Annotated in this window: 16 protein-coding genes; 5 read left to right on the forward strand and 11 right to left on the reverse strand. The window is 61.4% G+C overall.

Annotation, left to right across the window (positions count from 1 at the left end; genetic code table 11):
- Positions 1-73: 73 nt before the first annotated feature.
- The 4 genes from trhA to B3Z17_RS15805 all read right to left on the reverse strand — a co-directional run bounded on the left by trhA (position 74) and on the right by B3Z17_RS15805 (position 3,399).
- Positions 74-736 (reverse strand): PAQR family membrane homeostasis protein TrhA, encoded by a 663-nt coding sequence (gene trhA / locus B3Z17_RS15790; RefSeq protein ID WP_286830758.1) that lies wholly within the window; start codon positions 734-736, stop codon positions 74-76.
- Positions 737-824: 88 nt separating this feature from the next.
- Positions 825-1,571: a substrate-binding periplasmic protein gene (locus B3Z17_RS15795; RefSeq protein ID WP_286830759.1), complete on the reverse strand. Its 747-nt coding sequence runs from the start codon at positions 1,569-1,571 to the stop codon at positions 825-827.
- 45 nt (positions 1,572-1,616) lie between these two features.
- The gene (locus B3Z17_RS15800; protein ID WP_286830760.1) at positions 1,617-2,786 is read right to left on the reverse strand and encodes an alpha-hydroxy acid oxidase; all 1,170 of its coding nucleotides are present in this window, start codon (positions 2,784-2,786) and stop codon (positions 1,617-1,619) included.
- 142 nt (positions 2,787-2,928) lie between these two features.
- Positions 2,929-3,399: a hypothetical protein gene (locus B3Z17_RS15805; RefSeq protein WP_286830761.1), complete on the reverse strand. Its 471-nt coding sequence runs from the start codon at positions 3,397-3,399 to the stop codon at positions 2,929-2,931.
- Between the two features lie 95 nt (positions 3,400-3,494).
- Here B3Z17_RS15805 and B3Z17_RS15810 point away from each other — a divergent pair, with 95 nt between their 5' ends.
- Positions 3,495-4,433, forward strand: a complete 939-nt coding sequence (locus tag B3Z17_RS15810; protein ID WP_068307728.1) for a LysR family transcriptional regulator — start codon at positions 3,495-3,497, stop codon at positions 4,431-4,433.
- Between the two features lie 68 nt (positions 4,434-4,501).
- Here the strand turns inward: B3Z17_RS15810 and B3Z17_RS15815 are convergent, their stop codons facing one another.
- The 5 genes from B3Z17_RS15815 to B3Z17_RS15835 form a co-directional block, all read right to left on the reverse strand.
- On the reverse strand, positions 4,502-7,687 hold the full coding sequence (locus B3Z17_RS15815; RefSeq protein ID WP_286830762.1) for an amidohydrolase family protein: 3,186 nt from the start codon (positions 7,685-7,687) through the stop codon (positions 4,502-4,504).
- A 114-nt stretch (positions 7,688-7,801) separates the two neighbouring features.
- Positions 7,802-8,548 (reverse strand): substrate-binding periplasmic protein, encoded by a 747-nt coding sequence (locus B3Z17_RS15820; RefSeq protein WP_286830763.1) that lies wholly within the window; start codon positions 8,546-8,548, stop codon positions 7,802-7,804.
- A gap of 69 nt (positions 8,549-8,617) precedes the next feature.
- Positions 8,618-9,136 (reverse strand): DUF2867 domain-containing protein, encoded by a 519-nt coding sequence (locus B3Z17_RS15825; RefSeq protein WP_286830764.1) that lies wholly within the window; start codon positions 9,134-9,136, stop codon positions 8,618-8,620.
- Positions 9,137-9,219: 83 nt separating this feature from the next.
- The gene (locus B3Z17_RS15830; protein WP_286830765.1) at positions 9,220-10,440 is read right to left on the reverse strand and encodes a saccharopine dehydrogenase family protein; all 1,221 of its coding nucleotides are present in this window, start codon (positions 10,438-10,440) and stop codon (positions 9,220-9,222) included.
- A 105-nt stretch (positions 10,441-10,545) separates the two neighbouring features.
- Positions 10,546-11,841, reverse strand: coding sequence for an MFS transporter (locus B3Z17_RS15835; protein ID WP_286830766.1), 1,296 nt, complete (start codon positions 11,839-11,841; stop codon positions 10,546-10,548).
- A 162-nt stretch (positions 11,842-12,003) separates the two neighbouring features.
- On the opposite strand from B3Z17_RS15835, the gene B3Z17_RS15840 reads away from it, so the two are divergent.
- A complete protein-coding gene (locus B3Z17_RS15840; protein WP_414672780.1) occupies positions 12,004-14,139 on the forward strand; it encodes a molybdopterin-dependent oxidoreductase in 2,136 nt (711 codons plus the stop codon).
- 191 nt (positions 14,140-14,330) lie between these two features.
- Complete coding sequence (locus B3Z17_RS15845) at positions 14,331-15,725, forward strand: beta-1,3-glucanase family protein (protein WP_286830768.1); 1,395 nt, start codon at positions 14,331-14,333, stop codon at positions 15,723-15,725.
- Here the strand turns inward: B3Z17_RS15845 and B3Z17_RS15850 are convergent.
- Positions 15,722-16,612: a LysR family transcriptional regulator gene (locus tag B3Z17_RS15850; protein ID WP_286830769.1), complete on the reverse strand. Its 891-nt coding sequence runs from the start codon at positions 16,610-16,612 to the stop codon at positions 15,722-15,724. The genes B3Z17_RS15845 and B3Z17_RS15850 overlap by 4 nt on opposite strands.
- A gap of 101 nt (positions 16,613-16,713) precedes the next feature.
- Here B3Z17_RS15850 and B3Z17_RS15855 point away from each other — a divergent pair, with 101 nt between their 5' ends.
- The gene (locus B3Z17_RS15855; RefSeq protein ID WP_286830770.1) at positions 16,714-17,142 is read left to right on the forward strand and encodes a cupin domain-containing protein; all 429 of its coding nucleotides are present in this window, start codon (positions 16,714-16,716) and stop codon (positions 17,140-17,142) included.
- 106 nt (positions 17,143-17,248) lie between these two features.
- The gene (locus B3Z17_RS15860; RefSeq protein WP_286830771.1) at positions 17,249-17,902 is read left to right on the forward strand and encodes a hypothetical protein; all 654 of its coding nucleotides are present in this window, start codon (positions 17,249-17,251) and stop codon (positions 17,900-17,902) included.
- Between the two features lie 84 nt (positions 17,903-17,986).
- On the opposite strand, the gene katG is transcribed toward B3Z17_RS15860, so the two are convergent.
- A complete protein-coding gene (gene katG / locus B3Z17_RS15865; RefSeq protein WP_286830772.1) occupies positions 17,987-20,224 on the reverse strand; it encodes a catalase/peroxidase HPI in 2,238 nt (745 codons plus the stop codon).
- Positions 20,225-20,277: the final 53 nt, after the last annotated feature.

Below are 20,277 nucleotides of genomic sequence, written 5' to 3' on the forward strand. Positions count from 1 at the left end.
GCCAGACAGGCGACCGAATTTGGCCCGGAAACTCAGGACAGGAACCGGATTTTATCCGGCGGGCCGACGCCGCTTAAATCACATACAGGTAAATGGCGATGAAGTGGCAGGCCGCGCCCGCCACCACAAACAGGTGCCACACCGCGTGGGTATAGGGCACCTTCTTGAGCGCATAGAAAATGGCGCCCAGCGTGTAAGCCAGCCCGCCCGCGATGATCCACCAGATGGCGGCGCCCGGCAGCCGGTCAGACAGTTCGCCCATCATCAACACAGCCGCCCAGCCCATGGCCAGGTAAAGCCCCAATGAGACCGGGCTGAAATTCTTGGCGGATTTCTTCACATAGGCCCGCGCCTTCAGCACTGTGCCCAGAAGCGCCGCGCTCCAGGCACCCGCTGCCACCCAGGCCCCGAGTGAGATCGGCAGCGTCACCAGGGCGAAAGGCGTGTAGGTGCCGGCGATCTTGAAATAGATGGCCGAATGATCCAGCATCTTGAAAAAGTCGCGCGCTTTGGTTTGGAACAGGCTGTGATAGAGCGTCGAGGCCGTGAACATGAAGATCATGCAGCCCGCATAGAGGGCCACCGCTGTGATCTCCAGCGCACCACCCACTGCAGCCGCCTTCATGACCAGAAAGACGAGCCCCACGATGGCCGCTACCGCCGCCACCCCATGGCTGATAGCGTGGGTAACTTCCTCACCCAGTGAATAATCCCGGCTCATTGCAACTGATGTCATGCGGCTTGGCTTTCTGGTTTGCGTTGCGGCTAGCTTACAGGTAACGCCCACCGGAGTACAGTAAACGCGTCATATCAAAGGTAGGCGGTCAGGGTTTGCCTTCAAGGGTCCAGTCCCCCCAATGTTCTGCGGCCAGGCGGTCTCTATAGTCCGTCAGGCCCGGAAGGATGGCTCGCATCCGTGCCAGCACCTCTGGCTTTGTTCCCCTGCCGCACCCCAAATAGATAACAGACCGCTTCCACATCAGCTTCATGTCCGGCATGGGCAGACCCGCCAGCTCGGCGTTACTGCGGGCGTTGACAATACCGGTCAGCCACAGGTCACCACGACCATGGCGCATCAGGCGTATGGCTGCCACGTCATCTTCAACAGTGATATTGCGGGTTTCCGGCCTGTCGCGCATAAGCGCTATGGTCACAGCGTCGCCCACTTTGGAAACAACTGTATGCTCGCCCAGGTCATCCAGGTTTGAAAGGGCAATAGTCTGGTCATATCCAAAAAAGCCCCAGCCACTGTGAAACAGCGGGCCGACCCATTCGAACATCGTTTCCCGTTCCGGTGTGCGGTTCATGCCGTACAGGCAGACATTGGGGGTGGTTGAGGCGTCACGGAACCCGCGTTGCCACGGTAGCAGCTCGAACGTGGCGCTGACATCCGCCCGCCTGAGCATCTCCTCCACCAGCAGATGCGCCGCGCCTGCAATTTTCCCGCTTTCCGGGTCGCGGTAATTGACCGGGGCATTTTCTTCGGTGATCAGCCGCAGGTCGGCGGCCATCACGCTGGCTGACACCAGCGTCGTCAATCCCAGAATGCACCACAGTCGACTTGATCGCATTTGCACCTCAGCTCGGTCGTGCGCTCAAGTATGCACGGGTAAAGTTCACTTTTGGTAAACTGCTGGCCTTTCGGGCGCCAAAAGGTGCCTGCCGGCGGCGGCAACAGTAGCGCAACCCGACAGCGCCATGGAGCGGCGGATTTCATCCACCATCTGGCCCAGCATGCGGTCCACGCCCGCTTCGCCCGCCGCCGCCAGGGCGTAAAGGTAGGGCCGCCCAAACGATACAGCATTGGCCCCCAGCGCCAGCGCCTTCACCACATGATTGCCGCGCCGGACGCCGCCGTCCACGATCAGCTCCATGTCAGCGCCCACCGCGTCACGCATCGGCGCCACACAGTCAATGGGGGCTGCGGCCCCATCCAGCTGCCGGCCGCCATGGTTTGATATCATCACCGCACTTGCGCCAACGTCGCGGGCGCGCACGGCATCGGCGGGGGACAGGATACCCTTGATGGCAAACGGCCCGCCCCAGGCTTCGATCACCTTTGCTGCATCATCCCATGTCACGCTATGATCGAACTGGCTGTTCACATAACCGATCACGCCCATGGCGCCACCCGCCAGCGCATCCTGCCTGTGGGCCACATTGGCCAGCCGGAAATCACTGTTGCGCAAGAGGTTGAAGGTCCAGCCCGGGTGGGTGATGAAGCTTGATAGACTGGATAGCGTCAGCTTCGGCGGCATCAGGAAGCCGGTGCGCAGGTCGCGCTCCCGGTTACCGCCCGCCACCATGTCCACCGTCAGGCACAGGGCGTCATAGCCCGCGGCCTTGGCGCGCGCGACAAACTCCATGGTCAGGCCGCGGTCCTTGTGGATGTAAATCTGGAACATCTTCGGCCCACCCGATGCTGCCGCCACATCTTCCATGCTGGTGGTCCCAAGGGTTGAGAGGCTGTACATCAGCCCGTGACGCGCCGCCGCCCGCGCCACCGCCGGTTCGCGCTCGTGATGGAACAGGCGGTTCATGCCGGTGGGTGACAGGATCAGCGGGGCCTTCAGCTCAGTCCCCAGCACGCGGGTGGTGGTATCCACCACGCTCAGGTCCTTGAGATACTCCGGCAACAGCGGGTAGCGGGTGAAGGCATCGGTGTTATCAGCGAGCGTCCATTCATCGTCTGCCCCGCCGTCCAGATAATGGAGCATGGGAGCCGGCAGCTTGCGCTTTGCCGCCTTGCGGAAATCATCCGTGTTCAGAAGTTTATCGAGCCGCACCAAGCGCTTGTCCCCCGTGGCCATCCTGGGTCGCATTCTACGCAGGGAAGGCTGCGGGCGGCAAGCCTGAACAGGGCATAAAAAAGCGGGCTGACCGGGGGTTCGTCGGTCAGCCCGCAAGACGTGAGGGGTATAGGTATCGTTACCCTTCACACTGGGATCGGAATGGTCCGGTGACGTGGCTCGGGCTCAGGGCATGGGCCTGGCAATAGTCAGCAAGGGCACCGCTGGCGTCACCCAGCGCCTTCCGGGCATGCCCGCGGTTGACATAGGCTTTCCAGTAACGCGCATCTTCGGCAATCGCGCTTGAGCAGGCAGACGTGGCTTCTTCATAAGAACCCTTCAGGAACAGCGACGCACACAGGCTGTTCTGAACAATCGCCATATGCTCGCTCGCGAGGTCCCTCTGGGCAGCTTTCCTCAGGTAGCGAACGGCGCGGTCATAGTCGCCCTCATTCATGGCTTCCTGGCCCTTTTCAATGTTGCGGTCCGCATTCACATAAAAGACCTGCGTCTGGGCGTTTGACGGTTCGCTCAGGAGGAACAGCACCGCCAGAACGGCCAACAGCCCAAAGGCCTGGAGCCTCGACTTATACTCATGGCTTGTAGACATTGTATTTTCTCCTTATCCTCGTACGGATTATTATATCTGTGGCTTTCGACCATTTTTTAAGATATATTTTTCTCTTGAAATTATGAGATGTGTTCATGAATAGCCGTTTGATCAAATTGGTACAGGCCAGCCCCTTCCTGGCGGCGCTGCACCAGGAACTGAACTTCACCAAAGCCGCCGAACTACTGGGCGTGCACCAGACCGCGGTGAGCCACCGGGTGCGAGCGATTGAGGACATGCTGGGCATGCAGCTGTTTGAACGCACGACCCGGTCACTGAAGTTCACTCATGCCGGGGAAATCCTGTGCCGGGCTGCATTCTCGAGCGTGCATGACCTTGAAGACGCGCTGGACCGTATCCTGCAGGCGCGCCACACCAACGCCATCCGCGTATCGGTGCCGCCGTCGCTGGCGATGAAATGGATGGTGCCGCGCCTGATGCAGGCCCGTGCCGCCGGGCTCAGCCTTTCGGTGCAGGCGCAGACGCGGCTGGTGGATTTCACCCGCGGCGAGGCCGATGTGGCCATTCGTTACGGCATCGGCCCCTACCCGGGCCTGAGGTGCGTGAAATTGGGCACGTCCATCATGCAGGCGGTTGCCAGCCCGTCTTATGTCAAGGAAAAGGGTATCGATCCCGCCAATCCCTGGACGGTGGAGCATGACATCTTGATGGACCACGCCACAGAAGTGGACCCCATTCCCTTCGGCTGGCGCGAGTTTGTCGAGTTCGAGAAAGATTTCACCCAGACGGTTGACCCCGTCAGCCGTTTCGACCGCACAGACCTGGCGCTGCAAGCGGCCATGAGCGGGCTTGGCGTGGCGCTGGGGCGCGCGCTCCTTTACGAGCAAGACGTGGAAAACGGCTTCCTTGTGCCGCTCGGGCGGCCCTATGCGGTCAAGCCGTCAGACTGGCTTGTGTGCTCCTACGAATTCGCCGAGACGGACAAATACAAGGAATTCGCCAGCTGGATTCAAGGCGAGGTGGACAAAACCCACGCGGTGATGGACCGCTTCTTCCCCAGCCTGCAGGGGTAACCCCCATGAAAAAGGGAGGCCGAAGCCTCCCTGTTCCCAATTAGCCCAAAGCCCTTGGCGGATATCGTTCAACGGATATCGCTCTCTGGCCTATCCGCCCAGTAGAAAGGCTTGGGCGCGAAATCGCCCGTCGCTTCTTCCGCGAGTGTATCGGCGCGGTATAGCCGCCCATTGAGCATGACATGGGTCAGCTTGTCGCTGTCCTTGATGTCAGCGAGCGGATCGCCGTCGATGATCAAGAGGTCCGCCAGCTTGCCGGCCTTCAGGCTGCCGATGTCAGCGTCCATACCCATATAGCGCGCCGGGTTGATGGTCGCGGTCTTGAGCGCCTGCATCGGCGTCATGCCGCCACGCACGAAGCTCCAGAGCTCCCAATGGGTGCCGAAGCCCTCACGCTGCCCGTGTGCGCCGGTGTGCACACTGACACCACGTTCCATCAGCTGCTTGGCGAAGGCTGCATTTAGGCCGTCGCCATAGTCTTCCTCCGGCGCGACCTCACGCCTCACGGACCGCGGCTGCAACACGGTGGGCGGCACGAAGTGGCTGAGGCGCGGATGCTTCCACACGTCCAGATGCTTGTACCAATAGTTTTCGCCGCCGATGCCGCCAAAGGCCACCACCAGCGTCGGCGTGAAGCCCACCTCGGTCTGCGGCCAGAACTGCAGCACGTCACCATAGATATGCTGGTTCGGCAGCGTGTGCTCAACGCCCGTGTTACCGTCCACAATCAGGTTCATGTCCTGGTGATAAAGCGATCCACCTTCGGCCACCACATTGAGGCCCAGCTGACGCCCGGCTTCCACCACCTGCTGGCGCTGGTCGCGGCGGGGCTGGTTATAGTTCTTGATGCTGATGGCCCCCTGCGCCTTCAGGCGGCGGGCGTGGGCAAGCGCGTCGTTGATCTCATCCACCGGCGCCCAGTAGCTGGACTTGGCACCGTAAACGATCTCAGCCGTTGAGAATGTCCGCGGCGCGACAATCTTGCCCGCCTGCTGATATTCACTGGCGGCAAACACCAGTGTCGCGCGGCTTGACGGGTCATGCGTGGTGGTGACACCAAAGGCCAGATGCCCCATCTGTGACCAGTTCTGCTGCGGCACGATCTCACCGCTGCCATAAGGCCCGTGGGCGTGGATATCAATGAAGCCCGGCAGGATGGTCTTGCCAGAAGCATCGATCACGGTTGCACCTTCAGGCACTGCAACGTCAGCGCCCAGGGCCTGGATGCGGTTACCGTCAATCAGGATGGTGCCGCCTTCAACGACCTCGTCCCCTTCCATGGTAACGATACGGGCATTCGTGATGGCCGTCATGCCCTCAGGTTTCGCCGCCGTGACTTCCTGGGACAGGTCAAGCCCGCCTTCCGGCGCCTTGAAGTCCGCCCCGAAGGCGTCGGCCACATCCACCCGCTTCATCACCGGCCCGATGGACCAATAGGCGGTGTCATCGTCCGCCCAGCCAATATAAGTGCCGCCGTCACGGGTCAGCTTTGCCACCGGCACACTGCCACCCGACGGGGTCAGGGAAATCTCCTGCCCGGTCGCAGGCACAGGCGCCATATAAACGTGATAGTTTTCGCGCCAGATAATGTGGCTGCCGGATTTGTTCAGGCGCAGGTCAGACGCATATTTGGCGCTGGCGATGGTGCGGGCGTCATAGCCGTCTGCTGTCAGGCTGACAAGCGCAGTGCCCCTCTGTACCAGGATGCGGCCGTCCGGGCCGAACGCCGGCGCGTCGCCTTCCTTGGTGACCAGCTGTGGCGTACCACCCTTGGCAGGCATGCGGTATACGCCCTGCCCTTCATCATGGGTGTCGTCCAAGAGATACCCACCCCCGCGCTTGCGGTACAGCAGCGTATCGCCCGCGTCATTGATGGCCAGATCGGCATAGTGGCCAGGCTCACTCAGCACTGCCTTCGGCTTGCCGCCGCGCGCACTGACGCGCTGGATGCTGCCCAGCTTTTCGTCGTCCCAGGTGATGAAATAGATGGTCTTGCCGTCCGGCGACCAGATGGGCGACAGCTCAAAGCCATAGTCGCCACCGCGGGTCAGTTTCCGTGCTTCACCCTCACCGGATTTTATATAGAGGCTGCCCAGGCTTTCAAACACCACCGACTTGCCGTCGGGCGACGGGGTCGCGAAACGCACCATTCTGGTGCGGAACACATCGGGCGCCACATCCACCTTGAAGCGCGGGGGCGCGTAAACCGTGCGGGTATCCTGCACATGGAACGGGATTTCGGCTTTCTCGCCTGACGCCACATCCATGCGCCAGATTTTGCCGCGCGACCAATAGACGATCTCGCGGCTGTCCGGTGTCCAGTCCATGTTTGGGTAAAGCCCATGCACGGCCCAGCCTTCCTGCATGTCATGATCCAGGTCATCATCCAGCATGGTTAGCTCGCCGGTGCCCAAATCCTTGACGAACAGGCGGGATTTCGCGCGCACCCGCTTGACGAAAGCGAGCTTCGACCCGTCGGGCGACGGCGCGGGCCGCACGGCCCCACCGGGGCCGCCCACTGCCGTTTCAACTGTGCCGTCCTCAAGCGATATCTTCTTGATCTGGAACACTTCCGTGTTGCTGTCCTGTGCATAGAGGAAGGTGTTCCCGGGCGTGACATTCATGGTGTAATAGAGGCTCTCGCCGTCCGGGCTGAACATGGGTTCGCCCAGTTCCTTCTGGAACGCCTCATTCGGGCGCTTCACCACCTGCAAGCCGCCGGACGCCTTGCCCGACGCGTGATAGAGCCAGATTTCCCCAGTGCCGAGCGAGCGCCGCGTGGTGAAATGCTTCCGGGCCGCGATATAGGTGCCGTCCGGGCTCCAGGTCGGGTTATTCATCAGGCGAAAACTTTCCTTGGTGATCTGGCGCGGCTCTGAGCCGTCGGCCTTCATCACCCAGATATTGTCGCCGCCCGCGCGGTCGCTGGTGAAGGCGATTTCCTGGCCGTCCGGCGAGAAGCGCGGCTGCATGTCCCACGCCACACCGGACGCGATCACCTTGGCCTTGCCGCCAGACGCCGGCATCACATAAATGTCGCCCAACAGGTCAAAGGCAATCATCTTGCCGTCCGGGCTGACATCCAGGCTCATCCATGTGCCCTCAACCGTATCAACCGTGACTTCCTTGGCCTCGCCGGTGACCGGCGGGTTGTTCACATCCCATTTTTCTGGTGTCTCGCTGGCGGTCGCCGACGCACTGAAGGCAAGAACGGCACCGACGGCAGCCGCCTTTCCCATGTCCCTGAATTGCATATTGTATCCCCTCAAAATATTTTGACCAACCGTAGGGTCATGGGAAGGGGGGCGCAAGCCCACAAATGCGTGATCAAACAGGCGTCTAAACGAAAGATATAAGAAGGAGCAGGCTTATTCCGACGGGGCGGCTGGTGTGCGTTCGCGGGTGTAATAATAATGCCGCGCCTTCAGCTTCTGGCGCAGGGGTTCAAGCGTTTCGTTGGCCGCATTCAGCCGGGCGATGGCCTCATCGTCTGTGGCGATATTGCAGGCCAGGGAAAGCTCGATAGGCCGCCACAGAAAGGCCAGTTCCGGCACCACGCCCGCCTGGTCACCCCCGATAAAGGCGGTAAACACGCCTGACACCCACAGGTCCGCCCGGCCTTCGTTCAGCAGCACCAACGCCCGCTGGTCTGTCGGCACCTCAATAAGCTGGATGCCGGGAATGTCCGCTATGCCCGAAATATTGATGGTGCCCGTGGTGGCCGTGACCGCGCGGCCACCGATATCCGCCACGCTGTCAATGGCCACATCCGCACCGGCCCGGCGGTAAAAGGCCCAGCCGCTGGTATAAAGGGGGCCGACCCACTTGAATTTGTCCTCGCGCCCCGGCGTGCGGACCGTGGTGAAGATACAGGTATTGGCGTCCCTCAGGGCATAGCGGTAGGCGCGGTTCCAGGGCAGCACCGACAGGTCATACTCGTACCCCGCCTTGGCCATGATGGCTTCCACAAGCTCGGTGGTAATACCCACAACCCTGCCGGTTTCCGGATCCGTGAAATTCATCGGGGGCTGTTCTTCAGTCACAAGCTTGAATGTCTGTGCCCCGGCGGGAACAGTTGCTAGAAGAAACAGCAGGGTCAACCAAACCAAACGCATTTCGACTCCAAACCACCCCCATGCGCCCAGGTATTCTATGGGCACAAACGTTAACAGGCTGCAAACAGCCTAGGCCGGAGGATGCGCGGCCTTCTCCAGCCGTTTCGCGGACAGTCGCATGATGGCCTTGTGAAACGGCAAAATCGTATAAAGATACAGCCAGCCATACCAGGCATGGGGATGGACCCATGTGGCAACGTACCAGGCCACAGGCGTGCGGTAGACTGTCACCCGGAAATCCAGGTGGCGGTCATCCTCGCCAAGGATAATCTCGTCCTTCAGGCGCTCCCGCACGGTAAAGACGATGCGCTCGCCATCGGCGTCCAATTCAAGGGCGCCCGCTTCCGCCTCGGCCTCATTCCGGCTGTGCTTCCCGGCCTTCAGCCCCAAAGGGCCGACAATCCTGTTCCGGAGGTCCATAAGCGCCTGCACCCACGGCGGCATATAGGCGATGGCCGTGCGCACGGCCTCTTCCATCTCCATATCCACAGGCACAGCGGTGGCGCGGTAACAATCGATAAAATCGCCCTGTTTGAAATGGGCCCACAGGGCGCTTGATTTCGGCAGGTCAGCAGCGGATACACTCATGGTTCTCTCCCAGGTTTGGAAGCCCATTGTGAAGGCCCGCGCCCGCGCACCCAACCGGCGAAATGTCGCACAGGCGGCGGTCATCAGTCGTCCAGCGCAAACACAAGGCCCGCATGCTTTTCAAGCCGGTCGATCAGCTTGTCGCCCAAGGCCGTTGCCGGGGTCCAGAAACCGCCCTTGAGGTCTGGTTTCGCTATGTCCTGCGCCAGGCAGATGCCGGCCTGCGCCAGCATCTTCGCCGTCGAGCCATAGCCGGGGTCACGATCACCCTTAACACGCGCGCGGATCACATCGCCCGCCTCTGTCTTGCCGAAGAAGCGCAGGTCATAAAAGCCGTTCAGCTGTTCCTCAGGCGATGGCCCCTCACCCGGCTTGGGCACCACGAAGCGTTCAAGCAAATAGCGTGTGGGCGCCATGGCGGCCAGTACCATGAAAATGCCCATGCCGAGTGTGGCGACCGTGGCCTGCATCCGGCTTTTCATCATCATGGCTTCGTCATAGCGGAAATGCGCACCATAGGCCTTTCCGTTCAGCGCGTTGGTCCGGTGAACCACACGGGTATTGATGGCAGCCATGATGAAAGGCGCCAGCCAGCGGCCCAGGTCCTTGTCGAATTTCGCCCCCGTGATATTGCGCTGCCGTGCGCTGAAGCCGTGTTCGCGCGGGCAGATGCTGTAGGGGTCTGCCAGCTCTTTCTTGAGCTCCGGCTCCTTGGCCACTTCCTTCATGACATTCATCAGGCTGGCAACCGTGCCGCCTGACATACCGCCCTTGATGGCCTTCACACCCATCTTCACGCGGGTCGCGGGGGCACCAAATTTGGCATTGGCCTCGCGCTCCAGGAAATGTACGCCCAGATCACTTGGGATGCTGTCAAACCCGCAGCAATGAACAATGCGCGCGCCACTGGCCTGCGCCACATCCTCATAGCGCCGGACCATGCGGCGGATCCACTGGGTCTCCCCCGCGAGGTCGACATAATCGGTGCCGGTTTCAGCGCACACCTTGACCAGCGGCTCGCCATACAGGGCATAGGGCCCGACGGTGGAGATGATCACCTTGGCGCGGGCTACCATGGCCTTGAGCGCCACCTCGTCCGAGGCGTCCGCGACAATCAGCTCGAGGCTGTCGGCGGCCTTGCCGAGACTGGCACGAAGTGCCTCAAGCTTGACCCGCGAACGGCCAGCCACAGCCCAGCGAACACTGCCGCCCAGGCCGTACTGTTCCGTCATATAGCTGCACAGGATTTTGCCAACGAAGCTTGTCGCCCCGAAGACGACAATGTCGAACGATTCTTCTGTCATATTGGCTCCCAGCCCCAAAAGCATGCCCCCATGCTTATCCTTAATGTAGCGTAAAGATTTACCCGGTCAAAATGTAATGCACGCCAGGCGGGCGAATGCCTGGCGTCAGGGCCGGTCTGCAATCTGAATAGCCTGGGCTTCCGGGTCCTCCTGCGGGCTCTGGTCGTCCTCATCTTCGCTGCGGGGGTCCAGCTCATAGGCCATGGCCGTAGTGCTGGTGACAGGCACGAAGCTTTCGGTATCCTCGACATCCACTGCGGCACGCTGGGTCATGCGGTAGGCTGTGAAAGTGGCCAACACAATGGCGGATATAGCCAGATACAGGAACAGGCCACCGGCCCCGACAAGCCGCATCGCCAAGGTGCCCAGAAGCGGCCCCAGCACAGCGCCCATACCGTAAAGCATCAGAAGGGCCGCGCCTGCGGGCACAAAATCTTCGGCTTCCAGGTGATCGTTTGTGTGGGCCAGCACAAGGCCGTAAAGCGGCAGCACAAGTCCCCCCATCACCGCACCCATGATGAATAGCCACGGGTCATCCGGCAGGATATCGGTGGATACCAAAATGCCGACCACCGCGATGGTGATGGCGACGAAACCGATCACGATCCGGCGGTCCATCCGGTCCGACAGGCGCCCGAACGGCCACTGGGTTACCACCCCGCCCAGCACCAGCAGCGTCATGAACACAGCGATATCATCCGATACCAGCCCCTTGGCCTGCGCGAACACGGCCCCCAGGCCCCAGTAAGCCCCGGTGACCAGCCCGGCTGAAAACGTGCCCACGGCACCAACCGGCGACACTTGATAGAGCCTGCGGAAACTCATGCGGTCAGGTGCGGAAATTTCCGGGCTTGGCGTGCTGGTCAGCGCAATGGGCACCAGCGCCAGTGAAATGATAACCGAGACGAAAACGAACAGGTCATAGCCTTCCGGCGGCGCCATCATCAGGAAGGCTTGCCCGGCGGCAGTCATACCCAACATCACAACGAAATAGATCGACACCACAGTGCCGCGGTTGAGGTTGCTGGCGCGCGCATTCAGCCAGCTTTCCGCCACCAGGCAGAGGGCTGCGAAACAAAAACCCGTGAGCGCACGAAAAAGTATCCAGCTCAGCGGGTCCACAAACACCGCGTGGCAGATGGCCGCCGCCGACGCCAGCGAGGCGAAGGCCGAGAAGGTGCGGATATGCCCAACCCGCGCCACAACGCCCGGCGCATAAAGGCTGCCCAGAACGAAACCGGCATAATAGGCCGACATGACAAGACCGATCAGCAGCGTCGGGAAATTCTCGATACCGGCGCGCACCCCCAGAAGCGAGGCCTGCAGCCCCATACCCAGGTTCAAACTGCCCGCCCCCAACAACAGGGCGGCAATGCCGAGAAGTGTCGCGCGTAAGGTCACAAATCCTCCTGAATATGTCTGCTTAAGATCAGTGTGTGGCCAACAGCCCTAGCAGGCAAGCGCCTTGGGCGCAATGGCTGCGCACCTCTCCTTGTGGCCCGACCTTGAAACCAAGGCCAATCACCATAGCTCACGCTTAAATATGAAGATTAAGACAAGACCATGTCATCCGGGGAGACAATCGTGAGCGAACTTAGGAAAACCCATTATCGGTCCTGCCACCTGTGCGAGGCCATCTGTGGCATAGCGATTGAGACAGAAGGCGACCGGATCGTCTCCATCAAGGGCGACAAGGACGACCCCTTCAGCCGCGGCCACATCTGCCCCAAAGCCACGGCAATCCAGGACCTCTATACAGACCCGGACCGGCTGACCAAGCCCATCCGCCGTGTCGGCGATGAATGGCAGGAGATCAGTTGGGACGAGGCCTTCGAGCTTGTCGCCGAAAAGATGGTCGCCATTCAGGACGTAAATGGGCCAAACAGCATCGGCTTTTTCGCAGGCAACCCCGGTGTGCACAACTATGGCACCATGACCCACGGCAGCGAGCTTCGCCGCGCCATCGGCACAGACAATCATTTTTCCGCCACGTCGCTGGATCAGCTGCCGCACATGCTGGTGGGGCACCTGATGTATGGCCACCAGTATCTTGTCCCGGTGGCGGATATCGACCGCACGAATTTCATGCTGATTATTGGCGGCAACCCGCTGGCATCGAACGGCAGCATGATGACCGTGCCGGACGTGAAGAACCGGCTGAAGGGCATCCAGGACCGCGGCGGCAAATTCGTGGTGATCGACCCGCGCCGCACGGAAACGGCGGCCATCGCCGACGCGCACCATTTCATCCGCCCGGGCAGTGACGCTTTCCTTCTGATGGCCATGATCCAGACGGTGTTCGCGGAAGACCTTGTCGACCTTGGCCCGATGGCTGGCCACATTGACGGGCTTGAGGCCGTGCGCGCCGCCGCTGAGGGCTTCACGCCCGAACTGGCCGCCGAGCAGACCGGCATTTCAGCCGATGTGATCCGCGACCTGGCCCGCACCATGGCCACCACAGAGGGCGCTGCCGCCTATGGCCGCATGGGTGTTTCCACCCAGGTATTCGGCACCCTGTGCCAGTGGGCGATCCAGGTCCTGAACATCATCACCGGCAATATGGATGTGCCCGGCGGCATCATGGTGCCGACGCCTGCGTTCGGGAACGTTACCCCCGGCACCCGGGGCGCTGGATATTTCGCCACCAAGCAAAGCCGAGTCAGCGGCCTGCCCATCTTTTCGGGGGAGTTCCCGGCCGTCGCGCTGGCGGAGGAAATCAACACACCCGGCGAAGGCCAGATCAAAGGCCTCTTCACCATTGCGGCCAACCCGGCGCTTTCCGCCCCCAATGGAGGCGAGTTGAACAAGGCGTTCGAAGGCCTTGACTTCATGGTGTCGATCGACCTGTACCTCAATGAAACCACCCGGTTTGCTGACGTGATCCTGCCGCCCACATCGCCGCTGGAGCATGACCATTATGACATCAGCTTCAACCGGCTGGCTGTCCGGAATATCACGCGCTACAACGCACCGGTGTTCGACCCGCCCGCGGGCACAAAACACGACTGGGAGATCATGATCGGCCTCGCCGCCGCCATCGCGAAACGCAAGGGGCAGGACTATAAACCGCAGCCGGCACCGCATGTGCTTCTGGACCAGGGCATCCAATATGGCCCATATGGCAAGGCCACAGGGGCCGCGATGGAATTGACGCTTGAAAAGCTCAAGGATCACCCGCACGGCATAGACCTTGGCCCCCTTCAGCCCAGCATGCCGGAGCGCCTATCAGCCCCGGTAAAGCTGGATCTGGACTTGATGCTGGATGACCTGAAGCGCCTGATGGACAGCCGCCAGGCCTTGAAGGACGGCGAGCTTTTGCTGATCGGGCGGCGGCATGTGCGGTCCAACAACAGCTGGATGCACAACAGCACCCGCCTGATCAAAGGCCCGGCACGCTGGCACCTGATGATGCACCCGTCCGACATGGCGGCCCGCGACATCAAAGACGGTGCGCGGGTGGGTATCGCGTCCCGCGTCGGTGAAGTGGAAACGCTTGTGGTCGCCAGCGAGGATGTCATGCCCGGCGTTGTCAGCCTGCCCCACGGCTGGGGCCACCAGACCAAGGGCGTGAAACTTGCCGTGGCATCAGAGCAGGAAGGCGTCAACTGCAACATCCTGACCGATGACAAGCTTTTTGACCCCGTCAGCGGCAACGCCGCCCTGAACGGCGTGCCGGTCACGGTACGCCAGTGCGCGTAAGCCCCACATAGAGCGAAAAAAGCCTTCACATATTGAAACTTACGGCGTCGTCAGTGCGATTGAGACATCGTGCTGGCGCGCCTGTCGGGCCAATACAACCAACTGCAGCAGCATAAAAACGCAGGGCGCTTCCCCGCCTCGCATTTTTCCCGCAATGATTGTTTTCAGGCAATCATTAGTAGGAGGATATAATGGCCGCTTTAACTTTCACTTTCACCAACAACAGCAGTCTGCCCGCAAGCGACGTGCATATCGGCTTCGTACCGGGTGCAGGCGCACCGCTGGACATCACCAACACCAAGACGGGGGACGCGATCGCATCCGTCTATGCCGGTATGGGGAGCAAATCCTGGGCCGGGAACTGGTATACACTCAAGGACCTGTCGGACGGCATCAGCATCAGCCATTTCAGCGGCCGCATCTATGTTTGCTACGGCACGGCCTGGACCCCACAATATCAGGGCTACGAGCCCGGCCAGGCGGTGACAGACCCCAACTTCTTCCTGCGCTACGACAAGATGGAAATCACCTTCAATGGGGACCCTGCGGACGCCGCGAACCTGACCACAATCGACTATTGGGCCATCCCCATGTCGCTGACCAGCTACGGGTCTGGCGGCAAGGTCGTGCAGCAGGACAGCGGCCTCAAGGGCGGCGCGACATCAGATCAGGTCTACAAGGAGCTCAAGGCCCTGACAACACCGCCAGCCTCAGGCCTGTCCGGCCCCGGCGGGACAGACGGCACGCCGCTCTCCGCCGTGGTGCCCGGCGATTTCAAGCAGTATGGCAGCGGCCCCAAGCCGGGAACGAACTTCGCCCGTGTCATTGGCCCCTCATCCTACCCTTCCGTCTACCCGACCACCGGCATCCCGGTGATGCCCTATAACCTGATGGAAGACTATCTGGTCTATCTCAGGGATACGTTCGGCCCGGAAACCAAGGCGGGCTCGGTGGTGCCAAACCTGGGTGACGGCGTGATCGCCATCATCAAGGGTGAATTCGCAGGCGTCGGCCCGAACGTACCGGCCTCCGGCCCACAGTCCCGCCAGAGCTACCAGTATCTGGCAACCATCGACGACGGCCTCAACATCCTGTTGAGCCAGGCCGAGGCGATCGTCAGCGGGGCTACCGTCAGATATGAGCCGGTAAAAGGCGGCCACACCATGCTGTTCAGGCGCGATGACCTTTTGAACCCCAGCGGCATCTATGGCGGCAACACGCCCTACTATTTCGATGGCGCCAGTACGCCAATGGCACCGGCCAACGATGTCTACGGCTGGATCAGCGGTGATCTGTTCTCGGGCATCAGTATCGGTGCCGTGGGCAGTGAGACGGTCACGGCCGGCGAGATGGTCGGCTCAATGCCAAGCCAGAAATGGTTCCAGCTGCCGGGCAGCCTGTTCTTCGCAGGCATGCAGACGAAAAAGCCATATTTCAACCAGTGGGCCGCCACGCTGGCACCCCTGTCGGACGCCTATAACTTCGCCTATTCGGACCGGTTCGCCCATGTGCTGGTGAGCCTCAATCCGGCCAATGTGGCCAAGCTTGAGCTGACGCTGGAACCAACCAAGCTGACCTACAGCTAAGCATCCTCAAGCGCGCGGGTCAGGTGATCTGCAAAGGCGCGGACCCGCGCCGTGATCTCCCGGCGGGAGGGAAAGACAAGGCAAAAAGCACTTTCCCTTCCGGCCTCGCCGGACCAGCCGTCGATTTCCAGCTCCACCAGGCGTCCGGTGCCCAGCTCGTCCGCGCACAATGGCGCTGGCAGACAGGCAATGCCGTAACCCGCCACCGCCAGGGTGCGCAGGAAAGCCATATCGTTGGCGGCCATGACGGCGTCGGGCGCCAGCGACGCCCAGGCCATAAGCGGGGACCGTTTGGGTGCTCCCGCGGTCGCCGTGAACACCAGCAGGCGGTGATCCGCCAGGTCGGAAGCCTGCTCCGGCACCCCCTTTTCATGCATATAGGTCGGGCTTGCCACCAGCGCGTAGCGCGTGCCCCCAAGCCGACGCACAATCAGCGACGGCGCCTCCGGCGCGCCAAACCGGATGGCCACATCGATATCCTCGTCCGCCAGGCGAGCCACTGCATTGCTGAACCGGAAATCCACCCGGATCTGGGGATGCACGGCCCGCAGGCTTGCCAATGTTCTCACCAGCGCATCACGCGGGAAATCCTGTGGTACCGCGCAGCGCACCAGACCGCGCAGGGGACCGCCCGGCGCCTCGAAACTGTCGCCAACCGCTTCCAGCGTTTCCACCGACCGACGCACTTGATCATAGAGCCTGGCACCAGCATCCGTGGGGGTGATGCTACGGGTGGTCCGGCGCAACAGGATGGTGTCCATCTGAGTTTCCAGCGCCGCCACCCGCGCGCTTACGGTGGTGCGGGGCAGGCCCAGGGTCCGCGCTGCCGCGCTCACGCCGCCCGCGCGCACCACGGCCACGAATGTTTTCAGCTGTTCAAGATCCATTTGTTTGTTATTTCGTCATATAATGCCAAAATTCGATGAATTTCATATCATATAAATATCCTCTAGCCTAGCGCCCTATCAGAAAAACAGGGGGATATCCCATGCACACACAACAGGTCACAGACCCGAAAACCGTTGCCTTCTCAGGCCTGACAAGCCGCATTGAGGTGTCCACCGCCGAAAGCGGCGGTACCTTCAATGTCATGCTTGTGACCGTGGCCCCCGACCATGGGGCGCCGCATCACATTTCCGCAGGTGAAGACAAATATTTCCGCCTGCTGGCGGGTGCGCTGGACTTCCGCGCCGGCGAAATGGCGCTGGCCTTAACCCCCGGCGACAGCCTGCATGTGGCGGCGGGCGACGCCCACAGCTTCTGGAACAGATCAGGCCGCGATGCCACCTTCCTTCTGGTGTCATCCCCGGGGCGCCACGCCGACTTTTTCACCGCCATGGCGGCACTCCCCGCGCCGCATACACCTGAAGCTGTCGGCGCGGTTTTCCAGAAATTTGACCAGCGAATGGCAGGATAAAGCCGACAGAAGGCGGCCTGCATGGCGGGCCGGCCACTGGTTGGCGCGCCTTCGGCCTGATCGAAAAGATTTGCGCATACCCGCCTGTTTCAGGTTAACTGGTGCCATGCGCAGTGTGGAAAACAAGCGGGCGGTTGCGGCCGGAACAGCGGTGGTTCTTGTGGGCCTGCATCTTTCCATCATCATGGGCATCTATTTTCTTCCCGCCGCAGGGCCGCGTGACCTTCTTGGCACCCGCTGGTTCTGGGACTTTTCCCTGTATCTGCAGGCCTTCTGCATCTGCCTGATGTTTCCGTTTCACACCGAACGGATCGGCGCCCTTGAGGGCTGGCGCAAGGGCCGCGCCGCCTGGCGCTTCCTGGCGGCCCTTGTGGGCGTTTCCGCGCCCATTTTCGTGATCATGACGGCGGCCTTCAACGATTGGCTGACCGTGCCGCCCCCGCGCGAGGCCATGATCCTGTTTGGCAACACCCTGTTTATCGTGTGGGTGGCCATCGATTATGCCCTGCCCCTGTTCCTGCGCTGGCTGGCAGGCGACAGGGCCCCAACCGCCAACCGCTATAGCAGGACTGCGGAGATCCTGATCCTGTCTCCGCTCATTGTTCTGGTGGCGGTGATGGCAGGCAACCTCATGCTGGGCGGCGAGCTGTATCTGGTGGTCTGGCCCTTCCTGCTGTATCTGCATCGGGGTGTTTCCTATTTTCTGGTGGCCTTCAAGCCGCGCCCTGAGGCCCCCACCGTGCAGCCTGAAAAGGCCTGACAGAAGCTGACAGTCCCCGCCCCCAAACGCGAAACGGCGACGCTGGGCGCCGCCGTTCCTTTGATTTACACGGGTGCCTGAAGCCTAGAAGCGGTCCAGGTTCATCACCTTGGTCCAGGCGCCAATAAAGTCTTCCACGAACTTCGCTTCAGACCCATCTGTTGCGTACACTTCCGCCACGGCCCGCAGCTCGCTGTTGGAGCCGAAGATCAGGTCAACGGGCGTTGCCGACCATTTCTTCTCGCCAGACGCGCGGTCGAAGCCTTCATAGATGCCAGCGGTATCCGCCTTCTTCCATTCCGTGCCCATATCGAGGAGGCCGGTGAAGAAATCGTTCGTCAGCACCCCAGGCGTATCGGTGAACACACCATGTTTGGCACCGCCTGTGTTGGCATCCAGCGCGCGCAGGCCGCCCACCAGCACCGTCATTTCAGGCACGGAAAGCTTCAGAAGCGCGGCCTTTTCCACCAGCATTTCAGCCGGTGACCGGTCATTGCCGTCGGCAAAATAGTTGCGGAAGCCGTCTGCTGTTGGCTCAAGCACGCTAAAGGAGTCCGCGTCGGTCATCTCAGCCGCCGCGTCCGTGCGGCCCGGGGTGAAGGGCACAGAGACCTTGTGGCCGGCCTTCGCGGCTGCGTCTTCGATGGCAGCAGCACCGCCAAGGACGATCAGGTCAGCCATGGAGATTTTCTTGCCGCCACGGGCCTTCTTGTTGAAGTCAGCCTGGATGCCTTCCAGCACACCCAGCACCCGGTCAAGCTCAGCCGGGTCGTTCGCCGCCCAGTCTTTCTGCGGCGCCAGGCGCACGCGGGCACCGTTGGCACCACCGCGCATGTCCGTGCCGCGGAAGCTGGATGCCGACGCCCAGGCCGTGCGCACCAGGTCAGCGTGGCTCAAGCCGCTGTCGAGGATGGTGTTCTTCAGCTTGTCGGCGTCACGGTCAGTAATCAGCTTGTGGTCCACCGCGGGCACCGGGTCCTGCCAGATGTAAGTCTCATCAGGCGCCCAGGCACCCAGATAGCGGCTGGTTGGGCCCATGTCGCGGTGGGTCAGCTTGAACCAGGCACGAGCGAAAGCCTTCTCGAACTCTTCCGGGTTCTCAAGGAAGCGTTCGGACACCTTGCGGTAGGCCGGGTCTTCCTTCAGCGCCAGGTCGGTCGTGAACATGATCGGCTTGTGGCGCTTGTCCGGGTCGTGGGCGTCCGGCACCATTTCGCTTGTGCTGTCGTCATCAGGCTCCCACTGGATCGCACCCGCCGGGCTTTTGGTCTGCACCCAGTCGAACATGAACAGATTCTGCAGGTAATTGTGCGTCCATTCAGCCGGGCTTACCGTCCAGGCGCCTTCAAGGCCACTGGTGATGGTGTCGGCGCCCTTGCCGCTGCCGTATTTGCTCTTCCACCCGAGGCCCTGCTCTTCAAGCGCGCCAGCTTCAGGTTCTGCGCCCAGGTTGGAGCCCTTCGAGGCACCGTGCGCCTTACCGAAGGTGTGACCACCCGCGATCAGCGCCACGGTTTCCTCGTCATTCATGGCCATCCGGCCGAAGGTGTCGCGAATTTCCTGCGCCGCCAGAAGCGGGTCCGGCACGCCGTTCGGGCCTTCCGGGTTTACATAAATCAGACCCATGCGCGCGGCAGAAAGCGAACCGGTCAGCTTGCCGTCCTTGTGGCGGCTTTCGGCGCGGCCCAGCCATTCGCCTTCAGGGCCCCAGTTGACCTCTTCGGGCATCCAGGCGTCTTCCCGGCCAAAGGCGAATCCCGCGGTCTTGAAGCCCATATGTTCCATGCCGATGGTGCCCGCCAGCACGATCAGGTCAGACCAGCTGATCTTGTTGCCGTATTTCTGTTTGATCGGCCACAGAAGGCGCTGGGCCTTGTCGAGGTTGGTGTTATCCGGCCAGCTGTTCAGGGGCGCGAAGCGGTGCATGCCGCCGTCCGCACCGCCGCGACCGTCAATCATCCGGTAGGTACCGGCCGAGTGCCAGGACAGGCGGATGAAGAAGGGGCCATAATGGCCATAGTCAGCTGGCCACCAGTCCTGCGACGTGGTCATCAGCTTTTCCATGTCTGCGCGCAGCTCATCCAGGTCCACATCCTTGAAGGCTTCAGCGTAATTGAAATCCGCCCCCAATGGGTTGGCGTCCGGCAGGTTCAGCCGAAGCGGCTCCAGGTTCAGGCGGTTTGGCCACCAATAGTCATTCGTTGGGGCGCTTTGCATGTGTGTCTCCATGGGCTCATGGTGTTCTGCCGCGGCTTGCGGCACTGTGGCGAGGGCTGTTCCCATCGCCAGGATAACAATCATTGGTAGTTTTCTCTTCAGCATATCCTACCTCCTTCAAGTTGGTGCCGGGCGAGAAGTGATGCCCCTTAAACTGA

The sequence above is a fragment of the Kordiimonas sp. UBA4487 genome (assembly GCF_002389025.1).
Taxonomy (GTDB): Bacteria; Pseudomonadota; Alphaproteobacteria; order Sphingomonadales; family Kordiimonadaceae; genus Kordiimonas; species Kordiimonas lacus.

Coding starts and splice junctions, on each gene's coding strand:
- B3Z17_RS15810 (WP_068307728.1), top strand. CDS start 3,495: ATGAATAGCCGTTTGATCAAATTGGTACAGGCCAGCCCCTTCCTGGCG.
- trhA (WP_286830758.1), bottom strand. CDS start 736: ATGACATCAGTTGCAATGAGCCGGGATTATTCACTGGGTGAGGAAGTT.
- B3Z17_RS15850 (WP_286830769.1), bottom strand. CDS start 16,612: ATGGATCTTGAACAGCTGAAAACATTCGTGGCCGTGGTGCGCGCGGGC.
- B3Z17_RS15825 (WP_286830764.1), bottom strand. CDS start 9,136: ATGAGTGTATCCGCTGCTGACCTGCCGAAATCAAGCGCCCTGTGGGCC.
- B3Z17_RS15805 (WP_286830761.1), bottom strand. CDS start 3,399: ATGTCTACAAGCCATGAGTATAAGTCGAGGCTCCAGGCCTTTGGGCTG.
- B3Z17_RS15820 (WP_286830763.1), bottom strand. CDS start 8,548: ATGCGTTTGGTTTGGTTGACCCTGCTGTTTCTTCTAGCAACTGTTCCC.
- B3Z17_RS15830 (WP_286830765.1), bottom strand. CDS start 10,440: ATGACAGAAGAATCGTTCGACATTGTCGTCTTCGGGGCGACAAGCTTC.
- B3Z17_RS15860 (WP_286830771.1), top strand. CDS start 17,249: ATGCGCAGTGTGGAAAACAAGCGGGCGGTTGCGGCCGGAACAGCGGTG.
- B3Z17_RS15840 (WP_414672780.1), top strand. CDS start 12,004: ATGTCATCCGGGGAGACAATCGTGAGCGAACTTAGGAAAACCCATTAT.
- katG (WP_286830772.1), bottom strand. CDS start 20,224: ATGCTGAAGAGAAAACTACCAATGATTGTTATCCTGGCGATGGGAACA.
- B3Z17_RS15845 (WP_286830768.1), top strand. CDS start 14,331: ATGGCCGCTTTAACTTTCACTTTCACCAACAACAGCAGTCTGCCCGCA.
- B3Z17_RS15815 (WP_286830762.1), bottom strand. CDS start 7,687: ATGCAATTCAGGGACATGGGAAAGGCGGCTGCCGTCGGTGCCGTTCTT.
- B3Z17_RS15795 (WP_286830759.1), bottom strand. CDS start 1,571: ATGCGATCAAGTCGACTGTGGTGCATTCTGGGATTGACGACGCTGGTG.
- B3Z17_RS15855 (WP_286830770.1), top strand. CDS start 16,714: ATGCACACACAACAGGTCACAGACCCGAAAACCGTTGCCTTCTCAGGC.